Below are 16,732 nucleotides of genomic sequence, written 5' to 3'. Positions count from 1 at the left end.
TCAGCGGAACTGGACGGGGAACACCACGCCGTCGCGGCCCACGTTGATGCTGTTGATGCCGCTGGCGACGCGCTTCTTGAGTTCAGCGACGTTCTTCACCTCCTGGCCGTTGACCGCCAGGATCATGTCTCCGGGGCGCACGAAGCGGCCGGCATAGGCGCCGCTCTTCACGTCGACGATGATGATGCCGGGACGCCACTCGGCCAGGCCCATTTCCTCGGCGACCGCGGGCGACATGTTGACGACCGAGGCACCGGACAGAGGCTGCCTGCCCTCCAGCACCGAAAGCTCGCGCGGCGGATCCTCGGGCGGCGCCGCGAGCTTCAACTCCACGACCACTTCCTTGCCGCCGCGCATGACCTTCACCGGCACGACCGAGCCGACGTTGAGCGTCGACAGCCTGAACCGCAGCCCCGCCTCGTCGTCGATCGCCTGTTCGCGAATGCCGACGATCACGTCATTGCGCTTGAGGCCGGCGTCGGCGCCGGGACCGCCGGCATAGACATCCTTGACGACCAGGCCTGCGGGCCGCGACAGGCCGAAGCCCGAGGCGAGGTCCGGCGTCACGCGCTGCATGCTGACGCCCAGCCACGGCCGCACGATCCTGCCGCCCTTCGTGCCGGTCGAGATCATGCGCTCGACGATGTTGGAGGGCGTGGCGAAGCCGATGCCCACCGAGCCGCCGCTCTGCGAGTAGATCGCCGTATTGATGCCGATCAGCCTCCCGTCGAGCGCGACCAGCGCGCCGCCCGAATTGCCCGGATTGATGGCCGCGTCGGTCTGCAGGAAGAAGTTCGAATCGTTGATCCCGCCGGCGCTGCGCGCCACGGCCGAGACGATGCCGCTGGTTACGGTCTGGTTCAGGCCAAACGGATTGCCGATCGCCAGCACGACGTCGCCCACCTCGATCGAATCGGAGTCGCGCAGTTCGAGGAACGGGAACTTCTCGTCGGAACTCTCGATACGCAGCAACGCCAGGTCGTAGCGCTCGTCCTGCGTGATGAGCTTCGCCTCGAACTCGCGGCGGTCGGCCAGCACGACGCGGATCTCGTCGGCGCCCTTCACGACGTGGGCGTTGGTGACGATCAGCCCGTCCGCGCCCACCAGGACGCCAGAGCCCAGCGAGTTCTGCACCCGCTCGCCGCCCTGCTGGGGCACGCCGGGAAACGGGAACGGGAGACGGCGCTGCACGCGGGCCGTGGTGGTCGTGTAGATGTTGACCACGGCCGGGGAGACGCGCTTGACCAGCGGCGCGAAGGAATAGGCGAGCTCGCTGCGCGAGTTCGGCAGCCCCTGCGCCATGGCGGCCGGGGCCACGGAAGTCGCCGCACCGCATCCCACGAGAACCGCCGCCAGAACCAGCCGCCGCATCATATAGACATCTCCTTGGTCGGCCCGGATTTGCGGCCTCTCTTGCGGCAAATCAAGGGCGGATATCCGCTGGCATATCGATTGCAGGGCTTCGGCACAACACGCCAGCCATTGGCGTGAGAGGAAACCGGAGCGCTTCATGAAACTGACCCGCCGTACCGTCCTGGCCGCATCGGCCGCCACCCTGGGCTCTTCGCTGGCCGCCCCCGCCGTCAAGGCAAGCCCCGGCTGGCCGACCAAGCAGCCGATCAAGCTGATCGCCACCTTCCCGCCGGGCGGCACAGCCGACACGATTTCCCGCATCCTCGCGCCGAAGCTTTCGGCCGCACTCGGCACCCAGGTGGTGGTCGAGAACCGGCCCGGCGCCGGCGGCACGATCGGTTCCGACCTGGCAGCCAAGGCCGCGCCGGACGGCTACACGCTCGTCATCTCGCATGCTTCGCCGCTCGGCATCGCGCCCGGAATCTACCCCAAGCTGCCGTACAACGTGGTCACGGACTTCACCCACGTGACCCTGATCGGTCACACGCCCAACGTCCTGATCGTGCCGGGCGATTCGCCTTACAAGACGCTGGCCGACTACATCGCCGCCGCCAAGGCCAAGCCCGACGAGATCGCCTTCGGCAGCTCCGGCATCGGCTCCAACACCCACCTGATGGGTGAGCTGCTGGGCAGCCTGGCCGGCGTCAAGCTGAAGCACGTCCCCTATCGCGGCTCGGCGCCGTCGCTGCAGGACATGCTGGCCGGCGCCATCCCCTCGATGTTCGACCCGATCACCACCAACGTGCCGCACATCAATTCCGGCAAGGTCCGGCTGCTGGCGGTCAGTTCCGACAAGCGCCTCGACATGTATCCGAATGCCCCGACTTTCGCCGAGCAGGGCTTCCCGAAACTCACCACCTCGACCTGGGTCGGCGTCTCCGGTCCCAAGGGCATGTCGCCCGACGTCGTGGCGCGGCTCTACGACGAGCTGCAGAAGGCCTACAAGGCCCCCGAGGTCGTGGAGCGCTTCAAGGAAGTGGTGCTGCTGCCCGGCGACAAGCCGATGACCCCGGCCGAATACACCGCCTTCGTCGGCGACTTTGCCACCCTGTGGGCCGGCGTCAGCAAGTCGGCCGGCATCGAACTCGAGCTGGGCTGAGCGCTTCACCCGCAGCGGGAGTAGCCGCAGTTCAGGCAGACGTCGCAGCCTTCCTGGTGGGTGAGTGCCGCGGCGCCGCAATTGGGGCACTGCCCCATCGACTTGGCTGAACCACCGCTGGCCGCCGGCTCCTTCGCGCCGGCGGCGAGGCGCATGCGCTCCTCGATCGCGTCGATCAGGCTGGGCTGCTCGGTCGGCGCCAGGAAGCCGATCTCGACCAGATGGCGCTCGATCACGCCGCCGATCGCGGCCAGCAGCGACGGCACGTAACGACCGCCCATCCACTGCCCGCCGCGCGGGTCGAACACGGCCTTCAGCTCCTCGACCACGAACGACACGTCGCCGCCGCGGCGGAACACCGCCGAGATCATGCGCGTCAGCGCCACGGTCCAGGCGTAATGCTCCATGTTCTTGGAGTTGATGAAGATCTCGAAGGGCCGCCGACGCCCCTCCTGCACCACGTCGTTGACGGTGATGTAGATCGCGTGGTCGCTGCCCGGCCATTTGATCTTGTAGGTCCGGCCCGGCAGTTCCTCCGGCCGGTCGAGCGGCGGGGCAAGGTAGACGACGTCGCTGTCCGGCGATGCCACAGCCGGGACCGGCTTCGCGGTCTCGGCCGGCTTCACCTCGAGCACGGCGCCGGTCACGTCGTTGGGACGGTAGGTGGTGCAGCCCTTGCAGTTCTGCGCATAGGCCTCCTCGTACACGCCCTTGAAGGCGTCGAAGGAAATGTCGCGCGGCAGGTTGATGGTCTTGGAGATCGAACTGTCGACATGATCCTGTGCCGCGGCCTGCATCGCCAGATGATCGGCGGGCGACAGGGTCTGGGCATCGACGAAGACGTCCGGCGGCGGCGCCTCATTGCCCTTCATCTCGCGCCAGACACGGAAGGCATAGTCGTCCACGCTCTCCTCGCGCTTCGTGCCGTCCGGCTGCAGGACATGGCGCACGTAGCTGAAGGCGAAGACCGGCTCGATACCGGACGAGACGTTGTCAGCCAGCAGGGAGATCGTGCCGGTGGGCGCGATCGAGTTCAGCAGCGCATTACGGATGCCGTAGCGGCCGATCGCCGTCCTGGCCTCTTCGGGCAAGGCCTTGATCGTCTCGCCCGCCAGGTACTTGCCGCGCTCGTAGAGCGGGAAACTGCCCTTCTCCGCCGCGATGTCCGCCGAAGCCATGTAGGAGAGACGCTGCACGGCGCCCAGCCATTCGCGGGTGAGCCGCACCGCTTCGGGCGAGCCGTAGCGCACGCCGCAGAAGATCAGCGCATCGGCGAGCCCGGTCACGCCGAGCCCGATGCGCCGCTTGGCCTTCGCTTCCTTCTCCTGCTCAGGCAGCGGAAAACGCGACACGTCGATCACATTGTCGAGCATGCGCACGGCCAGCGGCACCAGCCGCTCCAGCGCCTCGTCGTCGAGCGTCGCCCCGGGCGTGAACGGCGCCTTCACCAGCGCCGCGAGATTGATCGATCCGAGAAGGCAGGCGCCGTACGGAGGAAGTGGCTGCTCGCCGCACGGGTTCGTAGCCTGGATGGTCTCGCAATAGCGCAGGTTGTTCCGGCGGTTCACGCGGTCGATGAAGATGACGCCGGGTTCGGCCACGTCGTAGGTGGCGCGCATGATGCGTTCCCACAGCGCCTTGGCCTTCACCGTCCGGAAGGTCCTGCCGCCGAACACCAGCGGCCAGTCGGCATTGTCCTCGACCGCCTTCATGAAGGCGTCGGTGACCAGCACCGAGACGTTGAACATGCGCAGCCGCTTCGGATCGCGCTTGGCGTCGACGAAGGCCTCGATGTCGGGATGGTCGCAGCGCAGGGTCGCCATCATGGCACCGCGCCTCGAGCCCGCGCTCATGATGGTGCGGCACATCGAGTCCCACACGTCCATGAACGACAGGGGACCCGACGCATCGGCGCCGACGCCCACCACGGGCGCGCCCTGCGGGCGAAGGCTCGAGAAATCGTGCCCGATGCCGCCGCCCTGCTGCATGGTGAGGGCGGCCTCGCGCAGGTTCTCGAAGATGCCCGACATGTCGTCGGGGATCGTACCCATCACGAAGCAGTTGAAGAGGGTGACCGTCCGCCCGGTGCCGGCGCCCGCGATCACGCGCCCGGCCGGCAGGAACTTGAAGCCCGACAGCGCCTCGTGGAAGCGCCCGGCCCAGAGCTCGGGGTCGCGTTCCGGCGCCGCCAGCGCGCGCGCCACACGCCACCAGGTCGCGTCGAGATCGGCGTCCGGCGTCGCCGCTGCGCTGCCGCCGGGTGCACTCTTGAAGCGATATTTCATGTCCCAGATCCGCTGGGAGACGGGAGCCCATTCCATTCCGAAAAACTAGGCCCAAGGCCAGTCGATATCAACAGATCGTTCTATTTTTGTTCACGCTTGCAGGCTGCGGCAACGAGTCGGCCCGTGGCACCCTCGATCCGGTCGCGCAGGGTAGACATGAAGACGTCGCGGCCCAGGCCCGGCGGAATGGCCGGCAAGATTTCCACGTCGATCACACCCGGCCACTTGATGAACTTGCGCCGGCCCCAAAACATACCGGAATTCAGCGCGACCGGAACGACGGGAACGCCGAGCTGCCGGTAGAGCGCCGCCGTTCCCACCTGATAGGGCTTCTCGTCGCCGACGGCGACGCGCGTCCCCTCAGGGAAAATCAGGATCGACCGGCCCTCGGCCAGGGTTGCCTTGGCCTGCTTCACCAGCCCGCGCAGCGCCTTGGCGCCATCGCCGCGTTCGACGGCGATGTTGCCGGCCCGCGCCATCGCCCAGCCGACGATTGGAATCAGGACCAGCTCGCGCTTCATCACGGTGGCGGCGCCGGGAAACAGACGTGAGAACGCCAGCGTCTCCCAAGAGGATTGATGCTTGCACGCAAAGATGACCGGCCCCGCAGGCATGTTCTCCAGCCCCCCGACGCGATGCGTCAGCCGGCAGGTGACGCGCAGCCACCACAGGCAGAAGTCGATCCAGACCAGCGACCAGGCGACCACGAACCGCCGCGGCATCAGCAGGATCGGCGAACCGGCGATGGCGAGGATCGTGGTGCCGACATACCAGCCGACATTGAAGAAGAACGAGCGCAGCCGGAGGCCAATCATCTCAAACGTATTCACGAGCGACGTGTTGCTTGTATGCCAACTTGTAGTGGCCTAGTGTCCCCGCGCAAAGGACATCTGGTGGGGCATACCCCGCTCATCATGCAAGTTACATGTTCAAACTGCGGCGCTCGATACGCCGTTGACCCGATGGCAATCGGCCCGACGGGTCGCACCGTTCAGTGTGTGCGCTGCGATCATCGCTGGTTCCAGGAGCCCGATGCGTCGCCGGTCGCCGAGACTTCGTCGGAAGCACTGCCTGCGCCAGCCGCTCCCCCCGTCCCCGACGTCGTCATCCGGCCGTCGACTCCAGGTGCCGGCCTGCCGGCCCTGACCACGCCTCCTCCGCCCAGGAAGAGAAACTGGGGCACCTGGATCGCCTACGCGATCGTCCTGATCGTGCTGCTGGGCGGCGCGGGCTATGCCTATCGCGACCAGATCAAGTCCCGCCTGCCCGCCTCCTGGCGCGCGCTGCTGCATCTCGACGCCGCGCAGGCGACACGTAACGCGCCTCAGGTGGCGCAAGCGCATGTCGGACTCGACATGGCGACGACCAAGATCGATATCATCGAAGGGCGTTACGTGGTGGCGGGCGAGTTGATCAACACCGGCACCGCCCCCGGCTCGACCCGCCGCCTGAAGATTGTCTTCCGGGCTGGCGACCAGATCCTGGCCGAGCGCGCGATGCCGCTGGTCGAGGGGCCGATCGCGCCCGGCGCGCGCCTGAGTTTCAGCCTTCCGCTCGACGAGCCTCCCTCCGGTGCGACCAGTATCGTGCCGACCGTCGACTAGCGACCCACAGACGAGAGTTCACGTTGCCCGACCGCACCACCTCCGACCGTCCGATCGTCTCGATCCGTTTCTCCGCCGCCGAGATCGCCGCGCGCGTGGAGGAGATGGCGACCGACCTTTCCGACAAGCTCGAGTCCGACACGCTGGTCGTCTCCGTGCTGAAGGGCAGCTTCGTCTTTGCCGCCGACCTGATCCGGGCGCTGAACCGCGCCGGCGCCGACTGGTCGATGGATTTCCTGACCCTCTCGAGCTACGGCAGCGGCACCGAGACGAGTGGCAATGTCCGCGTCGTGCGCGACATCGTCGACGACGTGCGGGGCCGCGACGTGCTGCTGGTCGACGACATCCTGGAGTCGGGCCTGACGCTCAGCTTCGCCAAGAAGCTGCTCGAGGAGCGCGGCGCCCGCCGCGTATCGATCTGCACCCTGCTCGACAAGCCCGGCAAACGGCGGACCGACCTCAAGGCCGACTTCGTGGGCTTCGAGGCGGGTGACGAATTCCTGGTCGGCTACGGCCTCGACTGGGCCCACCGCTTCCGCGGCCTGCCCTATATCGGCGTGGTCGAGAAGACGGCGGAGTAGAAAGCGCGCTCTCGTCATCACGAGCGGAGTAACCCCCGCTCTGGAGCGAAGCGAAGGATCTCCCGCCAGCAGGGGAGCCCTCTGGTCGATCTGTCAGGTCCTTCGCTGCGCTCAGGACGACAGATTCGCCTCAGACTGACTTGTCGCTCGGCCCCTAGTACGTCTTCAGCAGACGATCGATGTAGTCGAGCTCTTCCTTCGGGCGCAGCTGGTCGCCGGCGCGGCGGCGCAGTTCGTCGAGGATTTCGCGGCTTCGCTGGCGCTCCAGTTCGAGCGGCACCCGGTCGGCGCCAGAGTCGACCGCATCGCCGTAGTTGCCGTCCGACCGGCCCAGCGGATCGCGGTCCTCGCTGCGGCGCTCACGCTCCTCGATCTCGGCAATGTCCTGGTTGTTGCCCGGACCGCGCTGCTGACGCATCTGCTCGGCCATGTCGCCCATGCCCTGCTGCAGGTTGTCGAGCGCCCGGCGCTGGGCGCGCGACGCCTCGCGCGGGTCGCCGCGACGGAGCGCCTCCTCGGCCTCGCGCATCGAGCGCTCGGCCCGTCCCAGCGCTTCCGGCATCTGCAGGCCGTTCTCGTCGAGCTTCTTCATGAAGTCCCCGAGCCGGCCGCGCAGGCCTTCCTGCTGGCCGCGCTGCTGATCGCCCCACTGGCCCTGCCCCTGGCCCGGCTGCCCCTGCTGCCCGGGTTGGCCCTGGCCCTGCTGCCCCTGCTGTCCTTGTTGGCCCTGTTGTCCCTGCTGCCCTTGTTGGCCGCGTTGACCCTGCTGTCCCTGTTGACCCTGCTGGCCACGCTGTCCCTGCTGCTGACGGCCCTCGCGTTCTGACTCGCCAAGCAGCTGGTTCTGCCGGCGCGACAGCTGGTCGAGCTGGTTCATCATCTCGCGACCCTGCTGGCTGCCCTGGCCCTGCTGGCCGCGCTGTCCCTGCTGCTGACGCTGCTGGCCGTTGGGATTCGCCATCATCGGGGTGGCGTTCTCCATCATCTTGCGCAGCTCCTCGAGCATGCGCTTGGCCTCTTCGCGCTGGCCGTTCTTCGCCATCTCGCGAATCTTGTCGAGCATCTTCTGCAGGTCGTCGCCGGTGATGGTGTTGTTCGGATCCATCTTCTCCGCCTGCTCTTCCATGCGGCGGCGCTCGTCGGGATCCTTCATCTTCTCGGCCAGTTCGCGCTGCCAACGCGCCATCGCGTCATAGAGCTGCTGGATCAGCTTCTCGATTTCCTCGTCGCCCGCCTGGCGCTGCATGGCGTCCTGCAGCTGCTGCCGCGCCTGTTCGACCGCGCGCTCGGCGTCGGACGTGGCGCCGCTTTCGAGGCGCATGGCGAGGTCCCACAGCAGCTTCTGCGTGTCGGTGATCGTCTCCTTGTTGTCGTTCTGCGCGAGCCGCACCGAGCCGATGCGCAGGCCGAGCTGGACGACCGGGTCCTCGCGATAGCTCGACGGATTCGCATGTATCATGCGCATGCCGTCGGCGACGTCGATGCGGTAACCCTTGGGATCGCGGGTCAGCGCCTTGCGCAGCACGATCAGGGCGCGCGCGGTCGGGTCGTTGAAGACACGCTCGGGCAGCAGGAACGTCTCGACCGAGCTGCGGCCTTTCTGGCCCAGCGCATCGGTGGCGAACAGCATCACCGTGACCTTGAGGCCGGCCCACGGATGGCTGGTGAGGTCGCGCACGAAGGTGTCGGCGATCTTCTTGGCATTGCCCGCGACCGGCAGGTCGACGCGCAGCACCTCGGGCTCCTCGTCGCTGCTCAGCGCATCGTCGCCCAGGACGCTGCCATGAAGGCGCATCTGGAGCTGGACGCCCGTCACGCCGAAATCGTCGCCGGCGACGTATTCGATCTTGGTCGACCACTTGTCGACGCCGATCGGGCGGGTGAAGTCGATGGTCGGAGCGAGGTCGGGAATGACGTGGAGCTTCCAGTGCGCCTGCTCGTCGCCGCGCGCCTGCAGAGTGATCTGCTTGCCCTCGGTGATGACCTCCTCGACCTGGTACTTGCCCTTGCTCACAGTCGAGAACTCGGTGGCCTTGCCGTCGATCAGGAGCTGCGGCGGCTTGCGGCCCCGCACGTCGTCGACGAAGCCCGCGATCTTGCTGCCGACAGGAACGCGCAGGACCTTGTCGTGCTCGGCCATGTCCAGATAGACCGGCGGCTTGCCGGTATAGGCCGGCGGCGCGATCCACAGGTTGGCGACGACCGGCGGCGGCATCGGGAAAGCCGGCGTCACGGCGGCGGCCATGCGGTCGCTGCGCCAGCCACCCGCAACGGCGATGGCGACGACGAGGGCCAGCAGCGGCACGAAGCGCAATGCCCAGGTGTCGAGCACGGCGAGGCCAGGATGGGCCGGCCGGTTGGTCAGTCCGGCGAGGCGCTCGGCCTCGCGGCGGCGATGGGCCTCCCAGAGGGCCACGGCCATCGGGTCGGCATTACCGGTGGCCAGATGATCCTGTACGGCGATGAGCGGACGGTGCGGAATGTCGCTGTCGCGCTCGAGCCGGCGGATCGACGCTTCCCGCGTCGGCCAGGAAAAATCGCGCAGGCGCCACCAGGCGAGACCGGCGAAGGCGACCGCAATGGCCGCCAGGATGCCGGTATGCACCCACGGATCCAGCCCGGCGAATAGGTCGAGATGGGCGGCGGCCACGAAGAGCGCCACGAACGAAAGCAGCGGCACCAGACGCGGCCAGAGGCTTTCCCATGCCAAGGCCGCCCGCGCCAAACCGATCTTGCGTCCGAGCCCGGGGGCCTGGATCGTCGGGGTGGTCTGGCTGGCGTCCATCGACGTCCTTTCGTTAGGCCTTTTTCGGCTCCATCCAGGGCGGGAACCGCTCGGCGGAGATCATCTCTTCGACGGTCGGCCTCGGTCGCGTAACCGCAAACCTCGTGCCATCCACCATCACTTCGGGCGCCAGCGGACGGCTGTTGTAGCTGGAAGCCATCACCGCCCCATATGCGCCCGCCGACCGTACCATCACGAGGTCGCCCGCCGCCAGCGGCGGTAGATCACGATTCTGCGCAAGGAAGTCACCCGATTCGCAGATGGGACCGACAATGTCGCAACGGATCGTGGCGGCATCGGGGCGTGGCTGGCGGACCGGCAAGATATCGTGCCAGGCCTCGTAGAGCGTGGGCCGGATGAGGTCGTTCATCGCCGCATCCACGATGACGAAAGTCTTGGCGGACCCGGGCTTCACGAGGATGACCTCGCTCACCAGCACCCCCGCCTCGCCGACCAGCCGCCGACCCGGCTCGAAAGCCAGTTCGCAGCCCAGCCCCTCGGTCTCGCGCGCCACGACGGCCATGAACTCGGCGATCGAGGGCGGCTTCTCGTCGGCATAGACGATCCCCAGCCCGCCACCGATGTCGAACCGGTCGATCGTATGGCCGTCCTGGCGCAGCTGCGCGATCAGTTCGCGCACCCGCACGATGGCGTCACGATAGGGCGTGAGCGACGTGAGCTGCGAGCCGATATGCATGGCCACGCCCACGACGTTGAGGTTCGGCAGCCGGCCCGCCAGCGCGAAAGCCTCGCGCGCCAGGTCGATGTCGATGCCGAACTTGTTCTCCTTGCGGCCCGTCGTGATCTTGGCGTGCGTCTTGGCGTCGACGTCGGGATTCACGCGGATGGTGATGTCGGCCTTGAGGCCGAGCTGGCCCGCCACCGCGTCCAGGGTCTCCAGTTCGGCCGAACTCTCGACGTTGATCTGGCCGACGCCCGCTTCCAGCGCCGCCATCAGCTCCGACGGCTTCTTGCCGACGCCGGAATAGATGATGCGCTTGGCCGGAATGCCGGCGGCCAGCGCCCGCTTCATCTCGCCGACCGAGACGATGTCGGCACCTGCGCCCATCTCGCCGAACAGGCGGATGACGGCCAGGTTGCTGTTGGCCTTCATCGCATAGGCGACGCTGGCGTTCATGCCCTTGATGGCGTCGGCAAACTCCTGCCAGCCGGCGCGCAGCGCCCCGGCGGAGTAGCAATAGAACGGCGTGCCGACCTGGGCCGCGATGGAGGCGAGCGCCACGCCCTCGGCGTGCATCTCGCCGTCCTTGTAAGCGAAGAAGCTCATATTCAGCGTCCCCCGGCCTTGCCCAGGAAGCGACGCCGCGCTTCGGCGACGGCGCGCACGACATTTGAAGGCGCGGTTCCGCCCAGGCTCTTGCGGGCGTTGACCGAAGCCTCGACGGTCAGCACGCGATAGACGCTGCGGTCGATCTTGGGCTCGACCGCCTGCATCTCGTCGAGCGACAGCTTGTCGAGGTCAATGCCCTTGTCCGCGGCGATGCCGACCAGACGCCCGGTGACGTGATGGGCCTGGCGGAACGGCAGGCCGACCTTGCGCACCAGCCAGTCGGCGAGATCGGTCGCCACCGAATAGTCGGCCGAAGCCACGGCGCGCATGCGCTCGGGATTGGCCTTCAGGTCACGGATCATCCCGGTCATCGCCGCGATGCCGAGTTCCAGCGAATCGGCGGCGTCGAACAGCGGCTCCTTGTCCTCCTGCATGTCCTTGCCGTAGGTCAGCGGCAGACCCTTCAGGATGGTGCAGAGCGCCACGAAGCTGCCGACGATGCGGCCAACCTTGGCACGCGTCAGCTCGGCGGCGTCGGGATTGCGCTTCTGAGGCATGATCGAGCTGCCGGTCGTGAAGGCATCCGACAGCGCGATGAAGCGGAACGGCGCCGAGCACCAGATCACGATCTCCTCGGAGAGGCGCGACAGGTGCACGGCGGTCGTCGAGGCAGCAGCGATGAACTCGATCACGTAGTCGCGGTCCGACACGGCATCGAGCGAGTTGGCCATCGGCCGATCGAAGCCCAGCGCCTTGGCGGTCTTGCGCGGATCGATCGGATGCGGCGAGCCCGCCAGCGCCGCGGCGCCCAGCGGCGATTCGTTGAGACGCGCGCGGCAGTCGGCGAAGCGGCTGCGGTCGCGGCCGATCATCTCGACGTAGGCCATCAGGTGGTGGCCGAAGGTGATCGGCTGGGCCGTCTGCAGGTGGGTGAAGCCCGGCATGATGGTGGCCGAATATTCGTCGGCACGGTCGATCAAGGCGGCCTGCAGGTCGCGCAGCATCTCCTCGAACTTGTCGATCGTGTCGCGCACCCAGAGGCGGACATCGAGCGCGATCTGGTCGTTGCGCGAACGCGCGGTGTGCAACCGCCCGCCGGTCGGCCCGATGATGTCGGTCAGCCGCTGCTCGACGTTGAAATGAATGTCCTCGAGCTTGGTCGAGAACTTGAACTTGCCGCTCTCGATCTCGGTCTTGACCTGGGCCAGCCCACGCTTGATGTCGCGGCCGTCCTTGGCCGTCAGGATTCCCTGTGCCACCAGCATGTCACAGTGCGCGACGGAGCCCGCAATGTCCTGCGCATAGAGCCGCCGGTCGAAACCGATGGAGGCGTTGATCTTCTCCATGATTTCCGCGGGCCCGAGCTTGTAGCGGCCGCCCCACATCGTGTTGGAGCGACGATTGGAGCCACCTTTGGCCGCTCGCGCAGTCGTGTTCTTCCGTGCCATGAATTCAGCCATATATCCTTTTAGGAACGCGGCTTATGGCACATCCCCAGCGAGATTTCCTCCCCGGCAGACGGTCGGTCCTGGCCGGCGGCCTGGCCGTCCTCGCCTTGCCCGTCTTCGCGGGACAGGCCTCCGCCGGCGTGAAGCCGGACATGGCCAGGGGCGCGATGGAACGCTTCAAGATCGCCAAGACGCCGAAGCCGCTGCCCGACCTCGAGATCCAGGGCGCCGACGACAAGCTGCTGAAGCTCGGCGACTTCAAGGGCAAGGTCGTGCTGCTGAACTTCTGGGCGACCTGGTGTGCGCCCTGCGTGAAGGAAATGCCGAGCCTCGACCGCCTGCAGGCGGCGCTGCCCAAGGACAAGTTCCTGATCGTGCCGCTGTCGATCGACGGCCCGACCAAGCCCAAGGTCGCGCCCTTCTACAAGGACCAGAAGCTCACCAACCTCGGCATCTATTTCGACAAGGGCCGCAAGACCATGCAGGGGCTCGACGTCACCCTGCTGCCAACCTCGATCCTGGTCGATGCCCAGGGCCGCGAGCTCGGCCGCATCGAAGGCGATGCCGACTGGGACATGCCGGAATCGATCGCCCTGATGAAGGCGGCGATGGGCAAGGCCTGACGGGCGCGAAGTCGCCCTGCGTTCGTGCATAATGCGGCCGACATGACGCCGCCTCCCGCGCCTTCCGACGCCGTTGCCATCGAACTCAATGCGGTGCTGGTCGCCCTGACGGCGGACCAGCCGCTGGTGCTGACCCTGGAAGACGGCACCGTCCTGCCCTCGGGGCCCTTCGCCACCGAGCATCCGACTCTCCAGAGCGGTCTGCGGGCCTGGGTCGAACGGCAGACCCATCATCCGCTGGGCTATGTCGAGCAGCTCTACACCTTCGCCGATCGCAACCGCCTTGGCCTGGACGGTCGGCAGCGCGTCGTGTCGATCAGCTATCTCGGCCTCACCCGCGAGCGGCTGGCCGCCGGCGCGCGCGATCCGGAATGGCGCAGCTGGTACCGCTATTTCCCCTGGGAGGACTGGCGTGCCGGCCCCTCCCCCCTGATCGCCGGGGCCATCCTGCCGAGACTCTCAGCTTGGGCGGAGGCCGGCATTGATGCGGCGAGCCGGCGCGAGCGGCAGCAGCGGGTCGAGGTGAACTTCGGCGACGGCCAGGAAAACTGGAACGAGGACCTGGTCCTCCAGCGCTACGAGCTGCTCTACGAGGCCGGTCTGGTGCCCGAAGCAAAGCCGGCGGCGGCCGATCCCGTGCCGGGCATGCCGATGCGTCACGACCATCGCCGGATCCTCGCCACCGGCATTGCGCGGCTGCGCGCCAAGATCAAATACCGGCCGGTCTTCTTCGAGCTGATGCCGCCCGAATTCACCCTGCTGCAGCTCCAGCGCGCCGTCGAGGCGCTGGCCGGCCGCCCCATGCACAAGCAGAACTTCCGCCGCCTCATCGATGCGCAGGGGCTGGTCGAGCCGACCGGCGCGTCGACCGCGGAGGCGCGGGGCCGACCGGCCAAGCTGTTCCGCTTCCGCCGCGAGATCGTCCTCGAACGCGCCGTCGCCGGCAGCAAGCTCCCCCTCTCCCGCCCGATCTGAAAACTTGACCTGATTAATGCTCATTATTAGTATAAATAATTAATACTCCCATTGAGCATAATGAGGTTGGAGATGTCCCTGTCCTTTGCGCCGGACCTGATGGCCCGCACGGCCCCGCTCTATGACCGCGTGAAATCGGTGATCCCGTCGATCGAATGGCCAGCCTTCGCCGAGGACATCGACGCCATCCTGGCGCTGAAGCGCGAGCGCGACGCCGTGATCCTCGCGCACAACTACCAGACGCCCGAGATCTTCCACTGCGTGGCCGACATCGTCGGCGACAGCCTGGCGCTGGCCCGCGAGGCCATGAAGGTCGATGCCGGGGTGATCGTGCTGGCCGGCGTCCATTTCATGGCCGAGACGGCCAAGCTCCTCAATCCGGCAAAGCGCGTGCTGATCCCCGACCTCGACGCCGGTTGCTCGCTGGCCGCATCGATCACCGCCGCCGATGTCCGGCTGCTGCGCCAGCGCTATCCCGGCGTGCCCGTCGTTACCTACGTGAACACCTCGGCTGCGGTGAAGGCCGAGAGCGACATCTGCTGCACCTCCGGCAATGCCCGCAGGATCGTCGAGAGCCTAGGCGTCCCGAAGGTCATCATGCTGCCAGACGAGTATCTGGCGCAGAACATCGCCGCCGAAACCGGCGTCGAGATCGTCACCTGGGCCGGGCACTGCGAGGTACACGAACGCTTCACGGCACAGGACATCCGCCAGCTCCGTGCCGGCCATCCCGGCATCGTGGTGCTGGCCCACCCTGAATGCCCGCCCGAGGTCGTGGGTGAATCGGACTTCACCGGCTCGACGGCGGCGATGATCGATTATGTCGATTCCAAGCGGCCGGCGCGCGTCGTCCTCGTGACCGAATGCTCGATGAGCGACAACGTCGCCGTCCAGCATCCCGAGGTCGAGTTCATCCGGCCCTGCAATCTCTGTCCGCACATGAAGCAGATCACCCTGCCGAAGATCCGCCGCACGCTGGAGACAATGCAACACGAAGTAACGATCGATCCCGCCGTGGCCCAGCCGGCCCGCCGCGCGGTCGAACGCATGCTGGAAATCTGAGGCTCGGATGATGGTCCCGTCCCTTCTCCCTCTCATGGTCGAACCCGTGGTGCGTGCCGCCCTCCTGGAGGATCTCGGCCGCGCTGGCGACCTCACCACTGACGCCATCGTGCCGGCGACGGCACGGGCAAAGACGGCCCTGGTCGCACGCCAGCAAGGCGTCGTCGCAGGGCTTGGCGCAGCGGCCATGGCCTTCAGGCTGGTCGACCCCTCGATCGAGATTGCGATCGAGCGGCCGGACGGCACGGCGCTCTCACCCGGCGACCGCATCGCCACGATTGCCGGCCCGGCGCGCGGCATGCTGACCGCCGAGCGCGTCGCCCTGAACTTCCTCGGGCACCTGAGCGGCGTCGCCAGTGGCGCGGCGACTCTGGTGGAGGCGGTGCGCGGCCACAAGGCGCGCATCTGCTGCACCCGCAAGACGATGCCGGGGCTGCGCGCCCTGCAGAAATACGCCGTTCGCGTGGGCGGCGGCATGAACCACCGCTTCGGCCTCGACGATGGCGTCCTCATCAAGGACAACCATGTCGCCGTGGCTGGCGGCATCCGGCCGGCGATCCTCGCGGCGCGCCGCGGCGTCGGCCATCTCGTGAAGATCGAAGTCGAGGTCGATACGCTGGATCAGCTCGCAGAAGCGCTGGCGACCGGCGTCGATGCGGTCCTGCTCGACAACATGACGCCCGAGCAGCTCGCCACCGCGGTTCGCATGATCGACGGACGCGCCCTCGCCGAAGCCTCCGGCCGCATCACACCCCAGACGGCGCCGGCCATCGCGGCTAGCGGCGTCGACCTCATCTCAGCCGGCTGGCTGACGCACAGCGCCAGCGTCCTCGACATCGGCCTCGACTGGCAAAGCTAAGCAGCCCTCACCCTGATGAGCGCGGCGAAGGCGTGCGTCTCGAAGGGTGGGCACGTGCACCGCGTCTGTTGCCCATCCTTCGAGACGCGTCGCTATGCGACGCTCCTCAGGATGAGGTCGTAGTGCAAGGATCTTGGTCTTAATTGCTGACTTCGCAGTGCTTGCCCATTTCCTTGCAGACCCGCAGCACTGCCTGGACCACCAGCGACGTGGTCGAGCTCTCGCCCGCGCCGGCATGGCCCGCGATCATGAGCTGGGAGACGTCGTCGTTGAACGGCACGACGTTGAGCGTGGCGGTGCGGTCGCCCTCGGCGATCTGGCGGCGGCGTGCGCCGGGATCCTGCATCAGGATGCGGACAGACGGATTCTTTCGCGCGAGGTCGAGCGCCGTCGAGAAGATCCTGTCGGCATGGGCATCGAGCAGGACCGTCGCGAAATCGTAGCCGGCGCGGCCGTCCGGCTGGCCGCCTTCGGTCATCTGGTGGATGCGGCCCAGCGCCTTGCGGGCGACGAACACCCATTGCGCCTCAGCCGAGGCGAACGGCAGCGCGAAGCTCGAGAGCAGCGCGGCTGCGACGAGAGACTTAAAGATCCTATGCATGCGTCGGCTCTCTTTGTCGCTTTGTTCTGCTGGGGGCGCGCCAGTCCAGTGGCGCGTATTACCAGCACCAGGTGAGATCGCGCCACTGGACTGGCGCGCCCCCAAG

General features: G+C 67.2%; 14 protein-coding genes. 7 read left to right on the top strand and 7 right to left on the bottom strand.

Annotated elements, in window-relative coordinates; genetic code table 11:
- A complete protein-coding gene (locus tag ACQY78_RS25625; RefSeq protein ID WP_428680503.1) occupies positions 1–1,374 on the bottom strand; it encodes a Do family serine endopeptidase in 1,374 nt (457 codons plus the stop codon).
- Positions 1,375–1,510: 136 nt separating this feature from the next.
- On the opposite strand from ACQY78_RS25625, the gene ACQY78_RS25620 reads away from it, so the two are divergent.
- Entirely contained in the window at positions 1,511–2,512 is a 1,002-nt protein-coding gene (locus ACQY78_RS25620; protein WP_428680501.1) for a Bug family tripartite tricarboxylate transporter substrate binding protein, read from the top strand.
- Positions 2,513–2,517: 5 nt separating this feature from the next.
- On the opposite strand, the gene ACQY78_RS25615 is transcribed toward ACQY78_RS25620, so the two are convergent.
- On the bottom strand, positions 2,518–4,797 hold the full coding sequence (locus ACQY78_RS25615; protein WP_428680498.1) for an adenosylcobalamin-dependent ribonucleoside-diphosphate reductase: 2,280 nt from the start codon (positions 4,795–4,797) through the stop codon (positions 2,518–2,520).
- An 80-nt stretch (positions 4,798–4,877) separates the two neighbouring features.
- Positions 4,878–5,612: a lysophospholipid acyltransferase family protein gene (locus ACQY78_RS25610; RefSeq protein WP_428680495.1), complete on the bottom strand. Its 735-nt coding sequence runs from the start codon at positions 5,610–5,612 to the stop codon at positions 4,878–4,880.
- 33 nt (positions 5,613–5,645) lie between these two features.
- Between ACQY78_RS25610 and ACQY78_RS25605 the strand changes: the two genes are divergently transcribed.
- Both ACQY78_RS25605 and hpt read left to right on the top strand, forming a co-directional pair.
- Positions 5,646–6,401 (top strand): zinc-ribbon domain-containing protein, encoded by a 756-nt coding sequence (locus ACQY78_RS25605; protein ID WP_428680492.1) that lies wholly within the window; start codon positions 5,646–5,648, stop codon positions 6,399–6,401.
- 23 nt (positions 6,402–6,424) lie between these two features.
- Positions 6,425–6,982, top strand: a complete 558-nt coding sequence (gene hpt, locus ACQY78_RS25600) for a hypoxanthine phosphoribosyltransferase (RefSeq protein ID WP_428680489.1) — start codon at positions 6,425–6,427, stop codon at positions 6,980–6,982.
- Between the two features lie 154 nt (positions 6,983–7,136).
- Here the strand turns inward: hpt and ACQY78_RS25595 are convergent, their stop codons facing one another.
- From ACQY78_RS25595 to argH, 3 genes are read right to left on the bottom strand one after another with little or no spacing between them, the layout of a single operon-like run.
- A complete protein-coding gene (locus tag ACQY78_RS25595; RefSeq protein ID WP_428680486.1) occupies positions 7,137–9,767 on the bottom strand; it encodes a TIGR02302 family protein in 2,631 nt (876 codons plus the stop codon).
- 13 nt (positions 9,768–9,780) lie between these two features.
- A complete protein-coding gene (gene lysA / locus ACQY78_RS25590) occupies positions 9,781–11,055 on the bottom strand; it encodes a diaminopimelate decarboxylase (RefSeq protein ID WP_428680483.1) in 1,275 nt (424 codons plus the stop codon).
- A 2-nt stretch (positions 11,056–11,057) separates the two neighbouring features.
- On the bottom strand, positions 11,058–12,506 hold the full coding sequence (argH, locus tag ACQY78_RS25585) for an argininosuccinate lyase (protein ID WP_428680481.1): 1,449 nt from the start codon (positions 12,504–12,506) through the stop codon (positions 11,058–11,060).
- Positions 12,507–12,541: 35 nt separating this feature from the next.
- Between argH and ACQY78_RS25580 the strand changes: the two genes are divergently transcribed.
- The 4 genes from ACQY78_RS25580 to nadC all read left to right on the top strand — a co-directional run bounded on the left by ACQY78_RS25580 (position 12,542) and on the right by nadC (position 16,025).
- A complete protein-coding gene (locus tag ACQY78_RS25580) occupies positions 12,542–13,129 on the top strand; it encodes a TlpA disulfide reductase family protein (RefSeq protein WP_428680478.1) in 588 nt (195 codons plus the stop codon).
- A gap of 42 nt (positions 13,130–13,171) precedes the next feature.
- Positions 13,172–14,104, top strand: a complete 933-nt coding sequence (locus ACQY78_RS25575) for an NUDIX hydrolase (RefSeq protein WP_428680475.1) — start codon at positions 13,172–13,174, stop codon at positions 14,102–14,104.
- 72 nt (positions 14,105–14,176) lie between these two features.
- Positions 14,177–15,166 (top strand): quinolinate synthase NadA, encoded by a 990-nt coding sequence (nadA, locus tag ACQY78_RS25570; protein ID WP_428680472.1) that lies wholly within the window; start codon positions 14,177–14,179, stop codon positions 15,164–15,166.
- A 7-nt stretch (positions 15,167–15,173) separates the two neighbouring features.
- A complete protein-coding gene (gene nadC, locus ACQY78_RS25565; protein WP_428680469.1) occupies positions 15,174–16,025 on the top strand; it encodes a carboxylating nicotinate-nucleotide diphosphorylase in 852 nt (283 codons plus the stop codon).
- A 139-nt stretch (positions 16,026–16,164) separates the two neighbouring features.
- Here nadC and ACQY78_RS25560 read toward each other — a convergent pair whose 3' ends face one another.
- Positions 16,165–16,626, bottom strand: a complete 462-nt coding sequence (locus ACQY78_RS25560) for a hypothetical protein (RefSeq protein WP_428680466.1) — start codon at positions 16,624–16,626, stop codon at positions 16,165–16,167.
- Positions 16,627–16,732 lie beyond the last annotated feature (106 nt).

The organism is Reyranella sp. (genome assembly GCF_965279625.1).
Taxonomy (GTDB): domain Bacteria; phylum Pseudomonadota; class Alphaproteobacteria; order Reyranellales; family Reyranellaceae; genus Reyranella.
Note: the sequence above shows the minus strand (reverse complement) of the source record. Positions and strands in the feature narration are given on the sequence as shown.

What these genes read in the sequence shown, in the direction of transcription:
- ACQY78_RS25575 (WP_428680475.1), top strand. Translation starts at nt 13,172, where the DNA reads ATGACGCCGCCTCCCGCGCCTTCCGACGCCGTTGCCATCGAACTCAAT.
- ACQY78_RS25595 (WP_428680486.1), bottom strand. Translation starts at nt 9,767, where the DNA reads ATGGACGCCAGCCAGACCACCCCGACGATCCAGGCCCCCGGGCTCGGA.
- nadA (WP_428680472.1), top strand. Translation starts at nt 14,177, where the DNA reads ATGTCCCTGTCCTTTGCGCCGGACCTGATGGCCCGCACGGCCCCGCTC.
- argH (WP_428680481.1), bottom strand. Translation starts at nt 12,506, where the DNA reads ATGGCACGGAAGAACACGACTGCGCGAGCGGCCAAAGGTGGCTCCAAT.
- ACQY78_RS25605 (WP_428680492.1), top strand. Translation starts at nt 5,646, where the DNA reads ATGCCAACTTGTAGTGGCCTAGTGTCCCCGCGCAAAGGACATCTGGTG.
- nadC (WP_428680469.1), top strand. Translation starts at nt 15,174, where the DNA reads ATGATGGTCCCGTCCCTTCTCCCTCTCATGGTCGAACCCGTGGTGCGT.
- ACQY78_RS25620 (WP_428680501.1), top strand. Translation starts at nt 1,511, where the DNA reads ATGAAACTGACCCGCCGTACCGTCCTGGCCGCATCGGCCGCCACCCTG.
- ACQY78_RS25610 (WP_428680495.1), bottom strand. Translation starts at nt 5,612, where the DNA reads ATGATTGGCCTCCGGCTGCGCTCGTTCTTCTTCAATGTCGGCTGGTAT.
- ACQY78_RS25560 (WP_428680466.1), bottom strand. Translation starts at nt 16,626, where the DNA reads ATGCATAGGATCTTTAAGTCTCTCGTCGCAGCCGCGCTGCTCTCGAGC.
- ACQY78_RS25580 (WP_428680478.1), top strand. Translation starts at nt 12,542, where the DNA reads ATGGCACATCCCCAGCGAGATTTCCTCCCCGGCAGACGGTCGGTCCTG.
- lysA (WP_428680483.1), bottom strand. Translation starts at nt 11,055, where the DNA reads ATGAGCTTCTTCGCTTACAAGGACGGCGAGATGCACGCCGAGGGCGTG.
- ACQY78_RS25625 (WP_428680503.1), bottom strand. Translation starts at nt 1,374, where the DNA reads ATGATGCGGCGGCTGGTTCTGGCGGCGGTTCTCGTGGGATGCGGTGCG.
- ACQY78_RS25615 (WP_428680498.1), bottom strand. Translation starts at nt 4,797, where the DNA reads ATGAAATATCGCTTCAAGAGTGCACCCGGCGGCAGCGCAGCGGCGACG.